Source organism: Kitasatospora sp. NPDC057692 (assembly GCF_042799475.1).
Classification (GTDB): domain Bacteria; phylum Actinomycetota; class Actinomycetes; order Streptomycetales; family Streptomycetaceae; genus Kitasatospora.
Genome location: NZ_JBHVIV010000023.1, coordinates 53,196 through 68,823, shown reverse-complemented (window position 1 = coordinate 68,823; position 15,628 = coordinate 53,196). Strand labels below are relative to the sequence as shown.

12 protein-coding genes are annotated in these 15,628 nt (G+C 73.7%); 7 read left to right on the top strand and 5 right to left on the bottom strand.

The genetic code is table 11. The annotated features are described in order from the left end of the window. Positions 1–70 precede the first annotated feature (70 nt). Positions 71–748, bottom strand: a complete 678-nt coding sequence (locus ACFVFS_RS15660) for a rhomboid family intramembrane serine protease (RefSeq protein WP_380624303.1) — start codon at positions 746–748, stop codon at positions 71–73. Between the two features lie 115 nt (positions 749–863). Here ACFVFS_RS15660 and ACFVFS_RS15655 point away from each other — a divergent pair, with 115 nt between their 5' ends. Then, the gene (locus ACFVFS_RS15655) at positions 864–1,382 is read left to right on the top strand and encodes a YbhB/YbcL family Raf kinase inhibitor-like protein (protein WP_380624301.1); all 519 of its coding nucleotides are present in this window, start codon (positions 864–866) and stop codon (positions 1,380–1,382) included. Between the two features lie 58 nt (positions 1,383–1,440). On the opposite strand, the gene ACFVFS_RS15650 is transcribed toward ACFVFS_RS15655, so the two are convergent. Continuing rightward, the gene (locus tag ACFVFS_RS15650) at positions 1,441–2,409 is read right to left on the bottom strand and encodes a helix-turn-helix transcriptional regulator (protein WP_380624299.1); all 969 of its coding nucleotides are present in this window, start codon (positions 2,407–2,409) and stop codon (positions 1,441–1,443) included. Positions 2,410–2,526: 117 nt separating this feature from the next. On the opposite strand from ACFVFS_RS15650, the gene ACFVFS_RS15645 reads away from it, so the two are divergent. Then, positions 2,527–4,020 (top strand): MFS transporter, encoded by a 1,494-nt coding sequence (locus ACFVFS_RS15645; RefSeq protein WP_380624349.1) that lies wholly within the window; start codon positions 2,527–2,529, stop codon positions 4,018–4,020. 235 nt (positions 4,021–4,255) lie between these two features. Here ACFVFS_RS15645 and ACFVFS_RS15640 read toward each other — a convergent pair whose 3' ends face one another. The 3 genes from ACFVFS_RS15640 to cyaB form a co-directional block, all read right to left on the bottom strand. Next, entirely contained in the window at positions 4,256–5,221 is a 966-nt protein-coding gene (locus ACFVFS_RS15640) for a S1 family peptidase (RefSeq protein WP_380624297.1), read from the bottom strand. A 215-nt stretch (positions 5,222–5,436) separates the two neighbouring features. Then, positions 5,437–6,057, bottom strand: a complete 621-nt coding sequence (locus ACFVFS_RS15635; RefSeq protein WP_380624295.1) for an HhH-GPD-type base excision DNA repair protein — start codon at positions 6,055–6,057, stop codon at positions 5,437–5,439. Positions 6,058–6,204: 147 nt separating this feature from the next. After that, on the bottom strand, positions 6,205–6,759 hold the full coding sequence (cyaB, locus tag ACFVFS_RS15630; protein ID WP_380624293.1) for a class IV adenylate cyclase: 555 nt from the start codon (positions 6,757–6,759) through the stop codon (positions 6,205–6,207). A 626-nt stretch (positions 6,760–7,385) separates the two neighbouring features. Between cyaB and ACFVFS_RS15625 the strand changes: the two genes are divergently transcribed. From ACFVFS_RS15625 to ACFVFS_RS15605, 5 genes are all read left to right on the top strand, one after another. Beyond that, positions 7,386–8,738: a helix-turn-helix domain-containing protein gene (locus ACFVFS_RS15625; protein ID WP_380624291.1), complete on the top strand. Its 1,353-nt coding sequence runs from the start codon at positions 7,386–7,388 to the stop codon at positions 8,736–8,738. A gap of 86 nt (positions 8,739–8,824) precedes the next feature. After that, positions 8,825–9,658 (top strand): toll/interleukin-1 receptor domain-containing protein, encoded by an 834-nt coding sequence (locus ACFVFS_RS15620; protein WP_380624289.1) that lies wholly within the window; start codon positions 8,825–8,827, stop codon positions 9,656–9,658. Then, complete coding sequence (locus ACFVFS_RS15615) at positions 9,655–11,601, top strand: hypothetical protein (protein ID WP_380624287.1); 1,947 nt, start codon at positions 9,655–9,657, stop codon at positions 11,599–11,601. The genes ACFVFS_RS15620 and ACFVFS_RS15615 overlap by 4 nt, the downstream gene beginning before the upstream one ends. 5 nt (positions 11,602–11,606) lie before the next feature. Continuing rightward, positions 11,607–12,929 (top strand): hypothetical protein, encoded by a 1,323-nt coding sequence (locus ACFVFS_RS15610; RefSeq protein ID WP_380624285.1) that lies wholly within the window; start codon positions 11,607–11,609, stop codon positions 12,927–12,929. A gap of 140 nt (positions 12,930–13,069) precedes the next feature. Continuing rightward, complete coding sequence (locus ACFVFS_RS15605) at positions 13,070–15,613, top strand: germacradienol/geosmin synthase (protein WP_380624283.1); 2,544 nt, start codon at positions 13,070–13,072, stop codon at positions 15,611–15,613. The last annotated feature ends 15 nt before the right edge of the window (positions 15,614–15,628 follow it).

Here is a 15,628-nt window from a genome sequence, read left to right as displayed (position 1 = left end):
GGGCGGGTGCCCGCCCACGCTAACCGCAGCGGAAGGGAGTGGTCTATACCTGGCCGGGGCGGCGCCGCCCTCAGATGCCCAGGTCGTCGAGCTCCTTGAGCAGCGCCGAGCCCGGGCCGGTCGGGGGCGCGGCGGCCCGGGAGCCGCTCGTGGCAGCGGCCCCGCGCGCCCGGTCGCCGCGGTCGCGCAGCAGCCAGGCGCCGACCAGCCCGCCGATCAGCCCGCCCAGGTGGCCCAGCCAGCTGACGCCCTGGGCGCTCGGCAGCACGCCCAGCAGCAGGTACGAGTACACGGCGGCGACGACCACGCCGATCACCGTGTCCACCAGGTTGCGGTCGAAGACCCCGCGCAGCACCACGTAGCCGAAGTACCCGTAGACCACCCCGCTGGCCCCCGCCGTGACGACGCCGGGCTGTTCGAAGAACCAGACGGTCAGCCCGCTGGCCACCACGATCAGCACCGTCGCCAGCAGGAACCGCTTCATGCCCCGGTACGCGGCCAGGAAGCCGAACGCGAACAGCGGCCAGGAGTTGGCCTCGATGTGGTCCCAACCGAAGTGCAGCAGCGGCATGGTGAGCATGTCCGGCAGCTCGGTGAGCCTCCCGGAGTTCATCCCGTACTCGTACGAGAGCCGGTAGTCGTCGAGCCAGTTCGCCACCTGGACCGCCCAGATGACGGCCAGGGTGCCGAGCATCGTGAACAGCGCGGCGCGGGAGTCACGGAGCAGTCGGGCGAATCGCGGGGACATGACCCGACTGTAGGGCCGGGGTGGGCGGTTGGTCACCCCACTAAGGTGAACCCTGTCCGACGGCCCGCAGCCGGGCCGGACACCCCCTTCCCGCCGTGCCGAGAGGTGACCCTCCATGAGTGTGCGTCCGCCGCTGCCGTACGAGTTCCTGCCGCAGGTGCCGTCCTTCCCGCTGACCAGCGAGGACATCACCGACGGCGGGACGCTGGCCAAGGAGTTCGTCTACGGCGGGGACAACCTCTCGCCGCAGCTGGCCTGGTCCGGCCTGCCGGAGGGCACCCGCTCGATCGCCGTCACCTGCTACGACCCGGACGCCCCGACCGGGTCCGGCTGGTGGCACTGGCTGGCGCTCAACCTGCCCGCCGACACCACCGCCCTGGCGCGCGGGGCCGGTGCCTCGGACGCCGACCTGCCGGGCGAGCGCTCCTTCCACGCCCGCAACGACTTCCCGGGCAACAAGTACGACGGCGCCGCCCCGCCGCCCGGCCCGGCCCACCGCTACGCCTTCGCCGTCCACGCCCTGGACGTCGACGCCCTGGACGTCCCGGCCGACGCCCCGCCGGCCCAGGTCGGCTTCAACATCACCTTCCACACCCTGGCCCGCGCCGTCCTCACCGCCGAGTTCGGCGTCTGACGCGTCCGGAGCCCCGCCGCCGCCGTCCGTGCGACCACGGGCGGCGGCGTCGTCGTTCTCAGGCCGGGTCGGCGGCGCGGGCGGCGCGGGTGGCGAGGGCGCGGAGGCGGGTGCGCATCTCGGGGGGCGAGTGGACCTCGAAGTCGCAGTCGAGCATGAGGAGGCGGACGGCCAGCCAGTCGGGGGCGTCGGTGTGCGAGCGGAGGCGGCAGGTGTGCTCGTCGACCGGGTCGACCTGGTCGGCGTCGCCGTGGCCGCCCAGGCGGTGGCGGGCCTCGTCGGCGGACAGGTGGAGGGTGGCCTCCAGGGTCGGGGTGGGCGACTGGCGGCGGAGCTTGCCGGCGACGTACGCGGCGGCGTCCTCGGCGGGGAGCGGGCGCGGGGTGAAGCGGGCGCCGGTGGCGAAGGGCTCGCCGATCCGGTCGACCCGGAACAGCCGCCAGTCGTCCCGGTCGAGGTCGAAGCCGACCAGGTACCAGCGGCGGCCGGCCGAGACCAGCCGGTCGGGCTCGACCTGGCGCCGGGTCTGGGCGCCGTCGCCGGCCCGGTAGCCGAAGCGCAGGCGCTCGCGGTTGGCCACCGCGTTGGCCATCACGGTGAGGTCCTCCGGGTCGACGGTCGGGCCGTCCCCTCCGAGCAGCGGGAGGGTGGCCCGGTCGAGGGTGGCGACCCGGTGCCGGAGCCGGGCGGGCAGCACCTGGAGCAGTTTGCCGAGGGCGCGCACCGAGGCCTCCTCGATGCCGACCACGGCGTGGCCGGCCGCCGCCCGCAGGCCGACCGCGATGGCCACGGCCTCCTCGTCGTCGAGCAGCAGCGGCGGCATCGCGGTGCCCGCGACCAGCCGGTAGCCGCCGACCGGCCCCATGGTGGCCTCGACCGGGTAGCCGAGCTCGCGGAGCCGGTCGATGTCGCGGCGGATGGTGCGCGGGCTGACCTGGAGCCGTTCGGCGAGCTCGCTGCCGGGCCACTCGCGCGGGGTCTGGAGGAGGGAGAGCAGGCTGAGGAGTCGTGCCGGGGTGTCGGTCATGGGGTCCAGGGTGCCGGAAGTCGCGGTCAGGATCTGACCTAGAAGCCCCGTAGTTTTCTCGACGTGCTGACGAGGAACGGCGATGAGGAGCATGTGGTGGGCAAGGGCGGGACGGGGATGGCGGACCGGGTGGTGGATCCGGTGGCGGGTGCGGTGACGGACCGGCGGAGGTGGATCGCGCTGGCGATCGTGATGACGGCCTCCTTCATGGACCTGGTGGACGTCACGATCGTGAACATCGCGATCCCGAGCATCCAGGAGTCCACGGGCGCGTCCTTCTCCGCCGTGCAGTGGGTGACCGGCGGCTATGCGCTGGCCTTCGCGATCGGTCTGATCACCGGTGGCCGGTTGGGCGACGTCTACGGCCGGAAGCGGCTGTTCCTGATCGGCATGGCCGGATTCACCGTCGCCTCGGCGCTCTGCGGCTTCGCGAGCGGCTCCGAGATGCTGGTCGCGACGCGGATCCTGCAGGGCGGGACGGCGGCGCTGATGGTGCCGCAGGTGCTGTCGATCGTCCACGCGACCTTCCCGGCGGAGGAGCGCGGCAAGGTGTTCGGCCTGTTCGGCGCGGTGGTCGGGCTCGGCGCGGTCAGCGGTCCGCTGATCGGCGCGGTGCTGACGGAGTGGGACGTGTTCGGCCTCGGCTGGCGTCCGATCTTCCTGATCAACCTGCCGGTCGGCATCGCCGGCCTGCTGCTCGGCCGGGTCTTCATCGGCGAGTCGAAGGCCGAGCGCGCCCTGCGGCTGGACCTGCCGGGCGTGCTGCTGGCCAGCACCGGACTGCTGATGCTGATCTACCCGCTGACCCACGGCCGGGAGGCCGGCTGGCCGCTCTGGGGCCACCTGGTGATGGCCGGCAGCCTGCCCGTGTTCGCGCTGTTCGTCGCCTACGAGCGGGTGAAGACGCGGCGGGACGGATCGCCACTGGTGGAGCTGTCGCTGTTCCGGGTGAAGTCCTTCGCGGCGGGCATCGGCGTCCAGCTGACCTTCGGTGTGGTGACCGGGATCTTCTTCCTGGTCTGGACCCTCTACATGCAGCTGGGCCTCGGCTGGAGCCCGCTGAAGGCTGGCGCGACCGGCATCCCGTTCTCGCTCGCCTGCTCGACGGCGGCCGGCCTCTCCGTGCAGCAGCTCGTCCCCCGGTTCGGGCGCAAGGTGCTCCAGGCGGGCGCGCTGGTGATGGCGGCCGGGGTGCTCGTCTACATCGCGGAGGCGCACCGGTACGGCACCGGCATCGCGCCCTGGCAGATGGCGCTGCCGCTGGTGGTGATGGGCGCCGGGATGGGCCTGATCGTCGCGCCGATCACCGACGCGGTGCTGGCCGAGGTCCCGCGCGAGCACGCCGGTTCGGCGTCCGGGCTGATCAACACGGTGAACCAGGTGGGCCTGGCGCTCGGCCTGGGCCTGGTCTCGGTGGCGTTCTTCGGCGCGGTGCCGACCGGGACGGTGGCCGGCGAGCCCTTCGTCGGGGCGTTCCAGCACGCTATGTGGTGGGTGCTCGGGGTGCTGGCGGTGGTGTTCCTGCTGATGTTCGCGCTGCCCGGGCAGCGGAAGGCCGGCCCGGCTCCGGTCGCCGCCGAGGAGACCGAGCAGGAGCTGGTCCTGGTGTAGCCGCCCGGGAGGGTCGGGCCCCGGTCGCGCGCGGTGTGCGCGGCCGGGGCCTTCGTGCGCCCCCCCGGGAGGGCCGTGAACGGTACGCCGGTGGACTCCTCGGCGCTGCGTTCGGTCGGCTACGGCGCGGCGCGTCCTGGAGCCGGAGTTCGCGGCCGGGGGCGGGTACGCCTACCCGGCCGTGCCGGGGCGGGCGGGTCTTCCGTACCGGGCGGCCCGCCTGCCCCTCGGCGTGTCAGGCGGAACGGCGCGCCTTGCGGCGGCGCAGCGCGAGGGTGGTGGCGCCACCGGCGAGGACCAGCACCGCGGCCACGCCGGCCAGCGCGGCGGTGTTGTCGTTCGTCCCGGTCTCGGCGAGGCCGGTGCCGCTCGCCGCGGGGGCCTTGGTGTCGTCGGCCTTCATGGTGTCCTTGATCCAGTTCGCGTAGGCGGGGGCACTGGTGTAGAGCCCCGGCCCCTCCGAGCACGGCACCGCCGGGTTGCCGGAACCCGAGGTGACGCCGACCAGCTCCCACTGCTCGTCGCGGCCCTTCTGGAGCTGCGGGCCGCCGGAGTCCCCGAAACAGGCCATGGCCTTCGGCTTGGCGGTGATCGTGCAGAGCCGGTCCGGGCCCGCGTAGCCGGGCGCGCACTCGGACTCGGCGCCCAGCCGGGTGTCCAGCTCCTGGAGCCGGTCGGGAAAGGCCATACGGGCGTCGACGGTGGTGCCGAAGCCGAGGAGCCGGGTCGCGGTGCCGGGCTTCCCGGCCGCGTCCGCGATCCTGACGGGCTGTTCGGTGACCGGCCGGTCGAGGCGGACCAGGGCGAGGTCGTCCTTGTTGGCGGCCTTGCCCTCGCCGTTCACGTAGCCGGGGTGGACGAAGGTCCGGTCGATCTTCCGGACGGTGCCCCCGGTCTTCCGCTGGTCGCTGCCGATCCGGACGGTGCCCTCCAGTTCGAGGCCCTCGCCGGTGACGCAGTGGGCCGCCGTCAGGACCCACTGCCGGTCGATCAGGGACGCGCCGCAGTTGCCGTCGAGCAGACCGAGGGTGGGGGCCGCCTCCGGGATCGTCGCCATGAACGGGTAGTTCCGGGTGGCCTCGCCGCCGTTGACGATCGCCCCGGCGCTGCCCGCCATGAGGGTGGCGCAGGCGGCGGCGGCGAGGGCGCCGACGGCGGCGGCGCGGGTGGTACGGCGGTGGGAGGGCTTCAGGCTGAACACGGGGAGTTCCTTTTACCGGGAAATTTCGGATGTGTTCAGCCTGGCCGTCGAAGAACCCGCAGGCCACGGGGGTACCAGGTGGACCCGGGGGCCCGGCAACAGGTGCGGCCGCGGTGGGGATATCCCCCCCGTCGGGCGTGAGGGCGTGGGGGCGTGGGGGCGTGAGGGCTGGGACGGGGGGAGAGGGTGAGGGGGGTGGCGGGGGTGGGGCCGGGTCAGGCGCGGACCTTGGCCTTCGCCTGGGCCTCCTTCGCGGCCTTCTCCTCCTTGGCGGCGCGCTTCACCTCCTGCTTGGTGGCACGCACCTGCTCCAGCGACTCCGGCCCGGTGATGTCCGCGACCGAGCGGAACGAGCCCTCCTCGCCGTAGAGCCCGGCCGCCTCGCGCCAGCCCTGCGGCTGCACGCCGTACTGCTTGCCGAGGAGGGCGAGGAAGATCTGCGACTTCTGCTTCCCGAACCCCGGAAGGGCGTTGAGCCGGCTGAGCAGTTCGCGGCCGGTGGCCACGTCCTTCCACAACGCGCCGGCGTCACCGTCGTACTGCGCCACCAGGAACTGGCAGAGCTGCTGCACCCGCTTCGCCATCGCCGCCGGATATCGGTGCACGGCGGGCTTCTCGCAGAGCAGCGCGACGAACTCCTCCGGGTTGTAGGTGGCGATCTCGTGGGCGTCGAGGTCCTCGTGCCCCAGCCGCTGCGCGATGGTGAGCGGCCCGGTGAACGCCCACTCCATGGGCACCTGCTGGTCCAGCAGCATCCCGACGAGCGCGGCGAGCGGGCTCCGCCCGAGCAGCTCGTCGGCCTGGGGCTGCTGCGCGAGCCGCACGGTGACGTTCATGGGATGACCTCCTCGGAGCGGGGACTCGGGTCGCGCCCAGTCTGCTGGACGGGAGGTGAGGCGGCCGCGTCAACACGCCATGACCGGGTGATTCCTTGGGGTCAGGGGGTGGTTCGTCGGCAGAGCTGTTCGAAGCGGAACGGCCGGCTACTCCAGGCCGAGGGTCATGTGGGGGTAGCCGAGGCGGATCCGGTCGCCGAGCCCGACGCCGAGGGCGGCGATGAACGCGTCCAGGCGGGCGGTGGCCTGTTCGACGGTCTCCGCGTCGCCCTTGAACTCGAACTCGACGAAGTCGCCGAGGCCGACCACGGTGTCGAAGGCGACCGCGATCCCGTCGACGTGCCACTCCTCGCGCGTCTTGTCGACGACGGTCAGCTCGGCGAAGTCGAGCGAGCCGAGCAGCCGCCGGACCGCCTCCGCGTCCGACACGGTGCTCTCGTACTCGTCGCAGTGCGTCTTCACCGGCGAGGCGATCGGGTGGAACCGCTTGAAGTTGACCGACGCCGCCCCGTCCTCGACCCGCACCCGCAGCCACTCCGAGACCACGTCGTTGTCGAGGAAGTCCCGGTGCGGCGCGTTGTAGTACGTGTCGACCTGCCGCGACGGCCGTCCCGGTGTCGCGCCGAGCGCGGCGAGCCTCTCCTTAAACTCGCCTGATCCGTCGAGGAGTCGGAACTTCTGCTCGACCTCGGTGTACTCCACGGCGGGTGAACCCCTTGTCGGTTGTCGAACTCGTCGGTGCGGAGGCCGGCGAGGGGTGGTGAGGGGGCGGTGAGGAGAGCGGGTCGGCTGTGTCGGCCCGATCATAGCCAGTCGTCCACCGGGCATCTTCCGGAAGCGCCGCGGGGCTTCGTCGAGGGCCTGATGAATGGTGGAAAGGGCCCATGATTGACGGTTCTTCATATGAATCCTCATTGGCCCGGCGATCCGGAGCCGTTGTCGAAAATTCGAACGAGCGGGTTCCGTGGCGGCGGCCGGACGTCCGGGTGGGGGGCGCGCGTCGTTCCGGTGGGGGATCCCGGGTGGTCCGGGGTCCGGGGTGCCCGTCGGCCGGCGTGCCGGGCGCCGGGCCCCGCCGTGCTGGTGACGGCATGTCGGTCCGGCGAAGGCTCCGCGGCGGCGGGGAGCGAGGCCGCCGAACATGCTTTGTCCGCAAGGCGAGTAGCCAATTTGTCGGCACAGCGGAAAAGAGGAAACGGGAAACGCCCGCATTCCCGGTTCGGCCCGCCGATGCGCGTGCCACCATTCTCGGCGGAGGCAGGGGAGAGCCCGCTTCCGGTCCCAGGACGAAGCCCGGTGGCCGGACGGTTCCCGAGGAGGGGGTTGGCATGCGCGCGTCCATTTCGGCCGATGGTGGCGAGTTCGGCCCCGAGCTGCGCAGGCGGCGGCTCGCGGCCGGGCTGACGCTGACCCGGCTCGCCGAGTTGCTCAACTACAGCAAGGGCCACCTCAGCAAGATCGAACGCGGGCAGAAGGCCCCGCCCCCCGACCTGGCCCGCCGCTGCGACGCCCGGCTGAGCGCCGGCGGCGAGTTGGAGAGACTGGCGTCGTCCGGGGGGACCGCCGGACGCGGTACGGGGGCGGGCGAGCTCGCGGCCGACGAGGATCCCGTCCTCCTGCGGGTCGACCGTGACGGCGTCCGCTGGCCCGGCGGCCTCGGGCGGCGCCAACTGCTCGCCGCCGGTGCGACCTCCGTGCTGGCCCTCGGGGGTGCCGGTGCGGTGGGGGCGGCCAGGGCGCAGGCGCAGCAGGTACAGGGGGTGCAGGCGACGCATCTGCCCGACACCTCGCCGGTCGAGATCTTCCGGACCCAGTTCGACCACATGCGCCTGCTCGGCCAGAGCACCGACCCCGCCCTGCTGCTGCCGATGCTCACCGTGCAGACCCACACCCTGCGCGAACTCGCCGTCCAGGCCGACAGGGTGTCCCGCGTCGGACTGCTCGGCCTGGCCGCGCGGTACGCCGAGTTCGCCGGCTGGATGGCGCAGGAGGCGGGCGACAACCCGTCCGCGCTCTGGTGGACCGCCCGCGCCGTCGAGCTGGCCGAGGGCGGCGAGGACCGCGACCTCGGCTCGTACGCGCTCGTCCGCCGCGCCCTCGTCACGTTCTACGCGGGAGACGCCGCCACCACCGTCGGCCTGGTCGGCCCGGTCGCGGACGACAGCCGCGTTCCACCGCGCATCCGCGGCCTCGCCGCCCAGCGGGAGGCCCAGGGACACGCCCTGGCCGGCGACCACGGCGCCAGCCTGCGCGGCCTCGACCGGGCGCGCGAACTGTTCGCCCGGTCCGCCGCCGACGGGGGTGGCGGCGGACCGGTGCTCGGCACCGGCAACCTCGCGGACCCGGCCGCCATGGTCACCGGCTGGTGCCTGTACGACCTCGGCCGCCCCGCCCAGGCGGCCGAGATCCTCGACCGCGAGTGCGCCGCCGTCCCCGCCCACGCCGTGCGCACCCGCGCCCGGTACGGCTTGCGACGCGCCCTCGCCCACGCGGCGGCCGGCGAGGTCGAGCACGCGTGCGCGGTCGCGGCCGAACTGCTCCCGCTGGTGGTCGGGCTGCGGTCGGCGACGATCGCGACCGACGTCGCCCGGCTGGACCGCGAGCTGTCCAGGTTCCGGTCCAACGCCGCGGTGCGCGACCTCCAGCCGGCGCTCGCCGCCGCACTCCACCCCAGGTCCTGAGGACCCCGAAGCCGCGCCTCCCCGGCGCCGACCGCCCGTCCACCGGTCCCATGCACCGGCCCCTTCACCGGAGAGGTGATTCCGCCATGCCCGACATCTTCGTGAACTACCGCAGCAGCGACGAGGACACCGGCGCCGCCCTGATCGAACACGCGCTCTCGCGGCGGTTCGGCAGCGAGCGGGTGTTCCGCGCCGGCAAGTCGATCAAGGTCGGCCGCCGCTTCCCGCAGGAGCTCCTCACCGCCGTGCGGCGCAGCAGCGTGCTGGTCGCCGTCATCGGCGAGCGCTGGGCCGACGCCCGCACCGCCGACGGGTCGCGGGCGCTGGACGACCCGGAGGACTGGACCCGGCGGGAGATCGTCGAGGCCTTCGAGAGCGGCGCCCTCGTCGTCCCGGTGCTGATCGGCCGGGCCACCCGGCTCAACCGGCACGAGCTGCCGCCGGAGCTGGCCGAGCTGGCCGACTGCCAGTACCGCCGGCTGGACACCCGCAACGCGGACGGCGACCTCGCCCGCCTCGGCGACGACCTCGCCGAGGCGGTGCCCCGACTCGCCGCGGCGGAGCGGGAGATCGCCCGCGGGGCGGCGGCGGCCGGCGGCGCGGGTGACGGCGACGCCGACGCGGGCGGCATCGGCAACCGGGTCGGCCGGGTGAACGGCAGCGTCGTGCAGGGCCGGGACCACACCCACCACCAGAGCGGCGGCATCGGCAGCGTCGGCGGGGACGTGGGGACCTTCATCAACAACGCCGGCGGTCCGGTGCACACCGGCAGCGGCACGCAGCACAACGACCTGCGCAGCGGCGGCGTCCACTTCAACGGCGACGGCGGCGAGTTCGGCGGCAACTACGTCGAGCGGGGGACGGCGCAGCAGTGGTCCGACGGCCGCCGCCGCGCGGACCGCGAGGACGAGGACCGGTGACCGACGGCGCCGTCCGGATCGAGGAGGCCCGCGGGCCGACCCACACCGGGCCGGGCCCGCAGTACAACCTCTTCGGGAGCGGTTTCGAGCAGCCCCGCCCCAAGGTGGCCCGGTCCAGGGTGGCTCTCGACCAGCGCCTCTGGCTGCTGCGCAGGTTCGTCGCGCCGCTCGGCTTCGGCGAGGCGCGGCGCCGGCTGGAGAGGCCCGGCACCACCGTCCTGCTCGCCGGGCCGCCCGGCAGCGGTCGGCGGACGGCTGCGGTGATGCTGCTGCACGATCCGGACGACCCGGCGACCCCGTTCGTGGAGCTGTCCTTCTCCCCGGAGAACGAGGACAGCACGCCTCCGGAGGCCGGCGACCGGTTGCTGCTGGACCTCTCCGGCATCGCCGAGGAGGACTACGAGACCGCCCAGCAGCAGCTGTACGGCCACTGGGGCAGTGTGGAGCAGGCCGGCGCCCGGCTGGTCGCCATCCTCCCGTCCGCCGGCCAGGAGGCGCTGCTCCCCGCGCTCCGGCAGCTGGTGGTCGGGATCGGACGGCCGAGGGAGATGGCGGTGCTCCGTCGGCACCTGGAGGGCGAGGGCGTCCGGCTGACGACGGAGGACCTGGGGGGTGAGGAACTCGCCTCCTCACTGGGCCGGTTCGCGATGCGCGACATGCAGCGCTTCGCCGGTGTGGTGGGCCGGGCCAGGGCGGCCGACCCGGCCGGGCCGGCCTCCGGGTGGATCCGACAGGCGCTGGACGCGCTGAGCGACCGCTCCGCGGAGGTGGCCCAGAAGGTCGCGGAGCGCACCTCGGGCCGGGAACGCGCACTGCTGCTGACGGCGGCCATGCTGGCCGGGGCACCGGTGAACGCGGTCTTCCACCACATGGAGCGGTTCCTCCGCCTGGTCGAGCAGCAACCGGACGAGCGGCCCTTGCTGGAACGGGCCGATCTGGCCGCACAGCTCAAGGACCTGCCCCTGGAGATCGACCGGGGCCGGGTGCGCTTCGTCTCGCTGGCGTACGACGGGGCTGTGCGCAGGCACTTCTGGACCTACCTGCCGTGGCTGAAGGAGTACCTCGGCCGGTGGGTCGCGGACGTCGTGGAGGACCCGCATCCCGAGCTCGTGGTGCAGGACCGGCGGCAACTGGTCGAACGCTTCACCGAACAGAGCCTGCGGGTGGCCGACTGGACCACGCTGCACCGGCTCGCGGGTGAGTGGGCCGCGCAGCCGCGGCATGCGGAGGAGGCCCTGGCCGTGCTCCGGCTTGGCCTCTACCACGACCGGTACGGTGCCGGGTTCCGCACCAAGATCTACGAGTGGGCTAGGGTCCAGCAGCTCTCGCCGGCCTTCGCCGTGGTGCTGGCCAGGGCCTGCGGCGAGGTCGTGGCCGGCACCCACCCGGACCAGGCTGTCGTCCGACTGCACCATCTCGCGCGTCGGACCGTCTGGAGCGGTCCGCGGGAGGTGCGCGAGACCCTGTACGAACTCGTGCGGCAGGACCGGCGGTTGTACCTGAAGCTGCTGGCCCGCTTCCGGGAGGGGCTGACGGCCCGCGACCCGTCGCCGGCGGACGTCCGGCTCTTCCTGGAACTGGTCGGCGAGCCGCCGCAGCGGCGCTGGGTACCGGCGAACGCGTTGGCCGCCACCTGGGCGAGGGCCCTGGCGGTCGCCGGGCGGGAGCAGTGGGCGGCGACGGCACACGGGTGGCTCTCGACGGCCCGGACGGGCCCGGAGGGCGGCGAGTGGCTGGTGGACGTGCTGGTCGCGGGGGCGGCCCAGGCGCGGCCGGACCGGCTGACCGCGCTCTACCTGGTCGGGCGCGAGTGGATGGCCGACGGCTCCCGGGAGGAGCGGCCCGGTCGCGCCGAGTTGGCGGCGCGGCTCTGGCAGAAGATCGACAGCGCTCAGGGCATCGAGCCGGCCTCGGCGCTGCGGACCGAAGAGAGGACGAGGTGAGGTTCATGGACAGGATCCGTACGGCCGGGACGGCCGTCGCCGCCGGGGCGGTGGCCGCGGCCATCGGGTCGGGCGCGGGCTGGCCCGCCTGGCTCTGGGCGTCGGCGAGCGCTGCGGGGGCGCTGGCGGCGCTGCTGACCTCGGTTGCGCGGGCACGGGGCGAAGGTCCGCCGGCGGCTCCGCCCGCGCAGGCCGTCGCGCCGGTGTTCCACACCCCGGCCCCGGCTCCGGAACCGCCGGTCGAGCAGCCCTACCAGTCGCTCTCGGTGACGGGGGTGGCCCTGCCGAGCGCGGTGCCGGACTACGACTTCCTGTTCTCCGCGACGGTGTGGTGGCGGCAGGTGCCCGGCACGGGAGGCGTCAGCCACGCCGCGCCCGGCAGCCTGGCCGTCGAGACGGTGCTGGCGCGAGCCCGGGCGGTCACCGAACGCGAGCAGCCTGGGCGGTCGGAGCTGGTCCGGCACCAGTTGGGCGGCGTGCTCGGGATCCCGGTTCCCGACGCCTCCGGGATCGTCGTGGCGATGGCCGGGCAGGTTGTCCTGGGCCTCTCCGAGGCGGACCGCGAGCGCTTGGACAAGCTGGCGGAGGTCCGCAAGACGGAGGAGATCTGGGAGCAGGAGCGCCGGCACGAGCGGAGCATGCGCGCGTACCTCGGGGAGGAGGTGCTCAAGTCACCGGGCAGCGCGGTGGTGTGGTGGCTGGCGCGGAACGACGACGAGGTGCGGGGGGCGGTCGACATGATCGGGCCGCTGGCGCAGCTCGCGGCGGCGGCCAACGACCGGGCGGTGGACGTGCTGTACCAGCACCTGGTGGCTCCGGAGGCACGTCGGGGGCACGCGGCGCCGTTCCTGAACGGCCTCGCACCGCTGGTGGTCGCGGGGGGCGGCCCGGCGGGGGCGGCGGGGGCGGCGGGGGCGGGCGCCCCGGGCCCGTCGGTCGTCGGCCCGTTGAACGACCTGATGCGCGACCTCAGGCTCGACGAGGCCGATGAGCGGGCCGTCTACGCCCATCGGGTGGCGCGTTTCACCGAGGTGGCCGGCCGACCGGAGGCCGCGGCGCGGATCCGGGAGAGCCTCGGGGACGACGTGTCCGGCGAGAGCGTGGGCGGGGCGTCCGTCGGGGCGGCGCCGGAGGGTTCTTCGGAAGGAGTGCCGGGACAGCGGGTGTTCGTGGTGGGTCCGGTGCGGCCCGACGGCGGGGCCGAGGCGCAGGCCGGGCCGGTCGGGTCGGCGTGGGAGGCGCTGCGCGGGCCCGTGGACGGGGAGGCGCGGGGAACGGGGAACGGGACCGGGGAAGGGTGGGGTGGGGCCGATCAGTCGTACGAATGATCTAGTCGGGGGCGGGGAGTTGGGCAGGTGTTCGAGTGAGTCGGTAGATCTCATATGACTGTTCCGGTTCTCCGGCTGAGATCGTTGAACTCGGGTAAAGCTGAATCGGCCTTGTCGACGCGTCCAGAAAGGCTCGCCCGGTGTCCCAGCCGTTCGAACTGCCGTCCTTCTACGTGCCGCACCCGGCGCGGCTCAACCCGCATCTCGACGAGGCACGGGCCCATTCCTCGGGGTGGGCCCGGGAGATGGGCATGCTGGAAGGGTCGGGGGTCTGGACGCAGGCGGATCTGGACGCCCACGACTACGGGCTGCTCTGCGCGTACACCCACCCGGACGCTTCCGCGGAGGCGCTGTCGCTGGTCACCGACTGGTACGTCTGGGTGTTCTTCTTCGACGACCACTTCCTGGAGATGTTCAAGCGGACCAACGACCGGGCCGGCGGCAAGGCGTACCTGGACCGGTTGCCGCTGTTCATGCCGGCCGACCCGGAGGCGGCCGTGCCCGAGCCGACCAACCCGGTCGAGGCCGGGCTGGCGGACCTGTGGCGGCGGACCGTTCCGGTGATGGGCGAGGACTGGCGGGTGCGGTTCGCGGAGAGCACCCGGAACCTGCTCAACGAGTCGCTCTGGGAGCTCGCCAACATCAACGCGGGCCGGGTCTCCAACCCCGTCGAGTACATCGAGATGCGCCGGAAGGTGGGCGGCGCGCCCTGGTCGGCCGGGCTGATCGAGTACGCGGCCGGGGCGGAGGTGCCGGCGGCGGTGTCGGGTGCGCGGCCGCTACGGGTGCTGATGGACGCCTTCTCGGACGGGGTCCACCTGCGCAACGACCTGTTCTCGTACCAGCGGGAGGTCGAGGACGAGGGCGAACTCAGCAACGGCGTCCTGGTGTTGGAGAAGTTCCTGGAGTGCACGACGCAGGAGGCGGCGGAGGCCGTCAACGACCTGCTCACCTCGCGGCTCCAGCAGTTCGAGAACACCGTGGTGACCGAGCTGCCGCAGCTGTTCGCGGACACCGGGCTGGATCCGGAGGGCTGCGCCAGGGTGCTGGCGTACGTCAAGGGCATGCAGGACTGGCAGGCCGGCGGGCACGAGTGGCACATGCGGTCCAGCCGGTACATGAACGGGGGCGGGACGGCGGCGGGTTCGGCCGGATCGGCGGGTGCGGCGGGTGCGGCGGGCTCGGCGGGCGGGGCCACCTGGTGGGACCCGTTCGCGATCGGCGGGGTGGGGACGTCGGCGCTGGACGTGCTGAAGTCGGGCGGGGCGCTGGACGATCTGGCCGACGAGCTGGGCTCGTTGAGCCGGTCCGGGCCGGTGACGAAGGCCTGGGCGCCGACGGTCGGGGAGTCGCCGGTGGCCGCTCTGCTGGAGGCGATGCGGGCGGCGACGGCGGGAGCGGGTTCCGGCGCGTCGCTGGAGTCGCCCGGGACCGGCCTGGTCTCGGGTTCGCACGGGGACGCCGATCCGGGGGTGCGGCGGGCGCGGTCGCACGCGCACGTGCCGTTCCAGGCCGTCGGACCGTCCCGACTGCCGGAGTTCCGGCTGCCGTTCACGGTCGACCTGAACCCCTACCTGGAGTCCTCGCGGCTGCACACCCTCGCGTGGGCGGAGCGGACGGGCCTGCTGGAGCCCCGGCCGGGCGACCCGACCGCGGGCGTGTGGACCGCGGAGAGCATGGCGGACTACGACCTCGCGCTCTGCGCGGCCGGCATCCACCCGGATGCCAGCGCTGACCAACTCGACCTCACCACCGACTGGTTGGCCTGGGGGACGTACGCGGACGACTACTTCCCGGTGGCGTTCGGCCGGACCGGCGACCTGGCCGGTGCCAAGGCCCAGCACGCGCGGTTCCAGCTGCTCATGCCGGTCGACGGCGAGCCCGCCGCCGAGCCGCTCACCGCGCTGGAGCGCGGGCTGGCCGACCTCTGGGAGCGGACCGCCGGGCCGATGACCGCCGAGGCGCGCGGCACGCTCCGCGAGGCCGTCGAGAAGATGACGCTGAGCTGGCTCTGGGAGCTCCACAACCAGGCACAGAACCGGATCCCGGACCCGGTCGACTACCTGGAGATGCGCCGGTCCACCTTCGGTTCCGACCTCACCATGAGCCTCTCGCGGCTGGCGCACGGGGCCGTCGTGCCGGGCGAGGTCTACGCGAGCGGCCCGATGCGCTCGCTGGAGAACGCGGCCGCCGACTACGCCTGCATGATGAACGACCTGTTCTCGTACCAGAAGGAGATCGAGTTCGAGGGGGAGGTGCACAACGCCGTCCTGGTGGTGCAGAACTTCTTCAACTGCGACTACCCGGCGGCGGTGCGGATCGTCGACGACCTCATGCACGCGCGGCTCGGTCAGTTCCGGCACGTGGTGGCCGAGGAGTTCCCGGTGCTGTTCGAGGACTTCGGGCTGGACGGCCCGGCGCGGGCGGTGCTCGCCGGGTACGTCAAGGAGCTGGAGAACTGGCTCGCCGGGATCCTGATCTGGCACCGGGGCTGCCGCCGGTACCAGGAGGAGGACCTGCTGCGGCACTTCGGGCGGGAGGCGGCCGGGCTGCCGGGCGCCGTCGGGGAGGAGGCCGTCGAGCCGGGCGGCGGGGTGGTGGGCGCCCTGCTGGTGCGGCCCACCGGGCTGGGGACGTCGGCCGCCTCGGTCCCGGGAGCCGTCGGGCGGGTGGCCGTCGGGTAGGCGGTCGGCGGATGG

Coding starts and splice junctions, on each gene's coding strand:
- ACFVFS_RS15645 (WP_380624349.1), top strand. CDS start 2,527: ATGGCGGACCGGGTGGTGGATCCGGTGGCGGGTGCGGTGACGGACCGG.
- ACFVFS_RS15660 (WP_380624303.1), bottom strand. CDS start 748: ATGTCCCCGCGATTCGCCCGACTGCTCCGTGACTCCCGCGCCGCGCTG.
- ACFVFS_RS15620 (WP_380624289.1), top strand. CDS start 8,825: ATGCCCGACATCTTCGTGAACTACCGCAGCAGCGACGAGGACACCGGC.
- ACFVFS_RS15610 (WP_380624285.1), top strand. CDS start 11,607: ATGGACAGGATCCGTACGGCCGGGACGGCCGTCGCCGCCGGGGCGGTG.
- ACFVFS_RS15635 (WP_380624295.1), bottom strand. CDS start 6,057: ATGAACGTCACCGTGCGGCTCGCGCAGCAGCCCCAGGCCGACGAGCTG.
- ACFVFS_RS15655 (WP_380624301.1), top strand. CDS start 864: ATGAGTGTGCGTCCGCCGCTGCCGTACGAGTTCCTGCCGCAGGTGCCG.
- ACFVFS_RS15625 (WP_380624291.1), top strand. CDS start 7,386: ATGCGCGCGTCCATTTCGGCCGATGGTGGCGAGTTCGGCCCCGAGCTG.
- ACFVFS_RS15650 (WP_380624299.1), bottom strand. CDS start 2,409: ATGACCGACACCCCGGCACGACTCCTCAGCCTGCTCTCCCTCCTCCAG.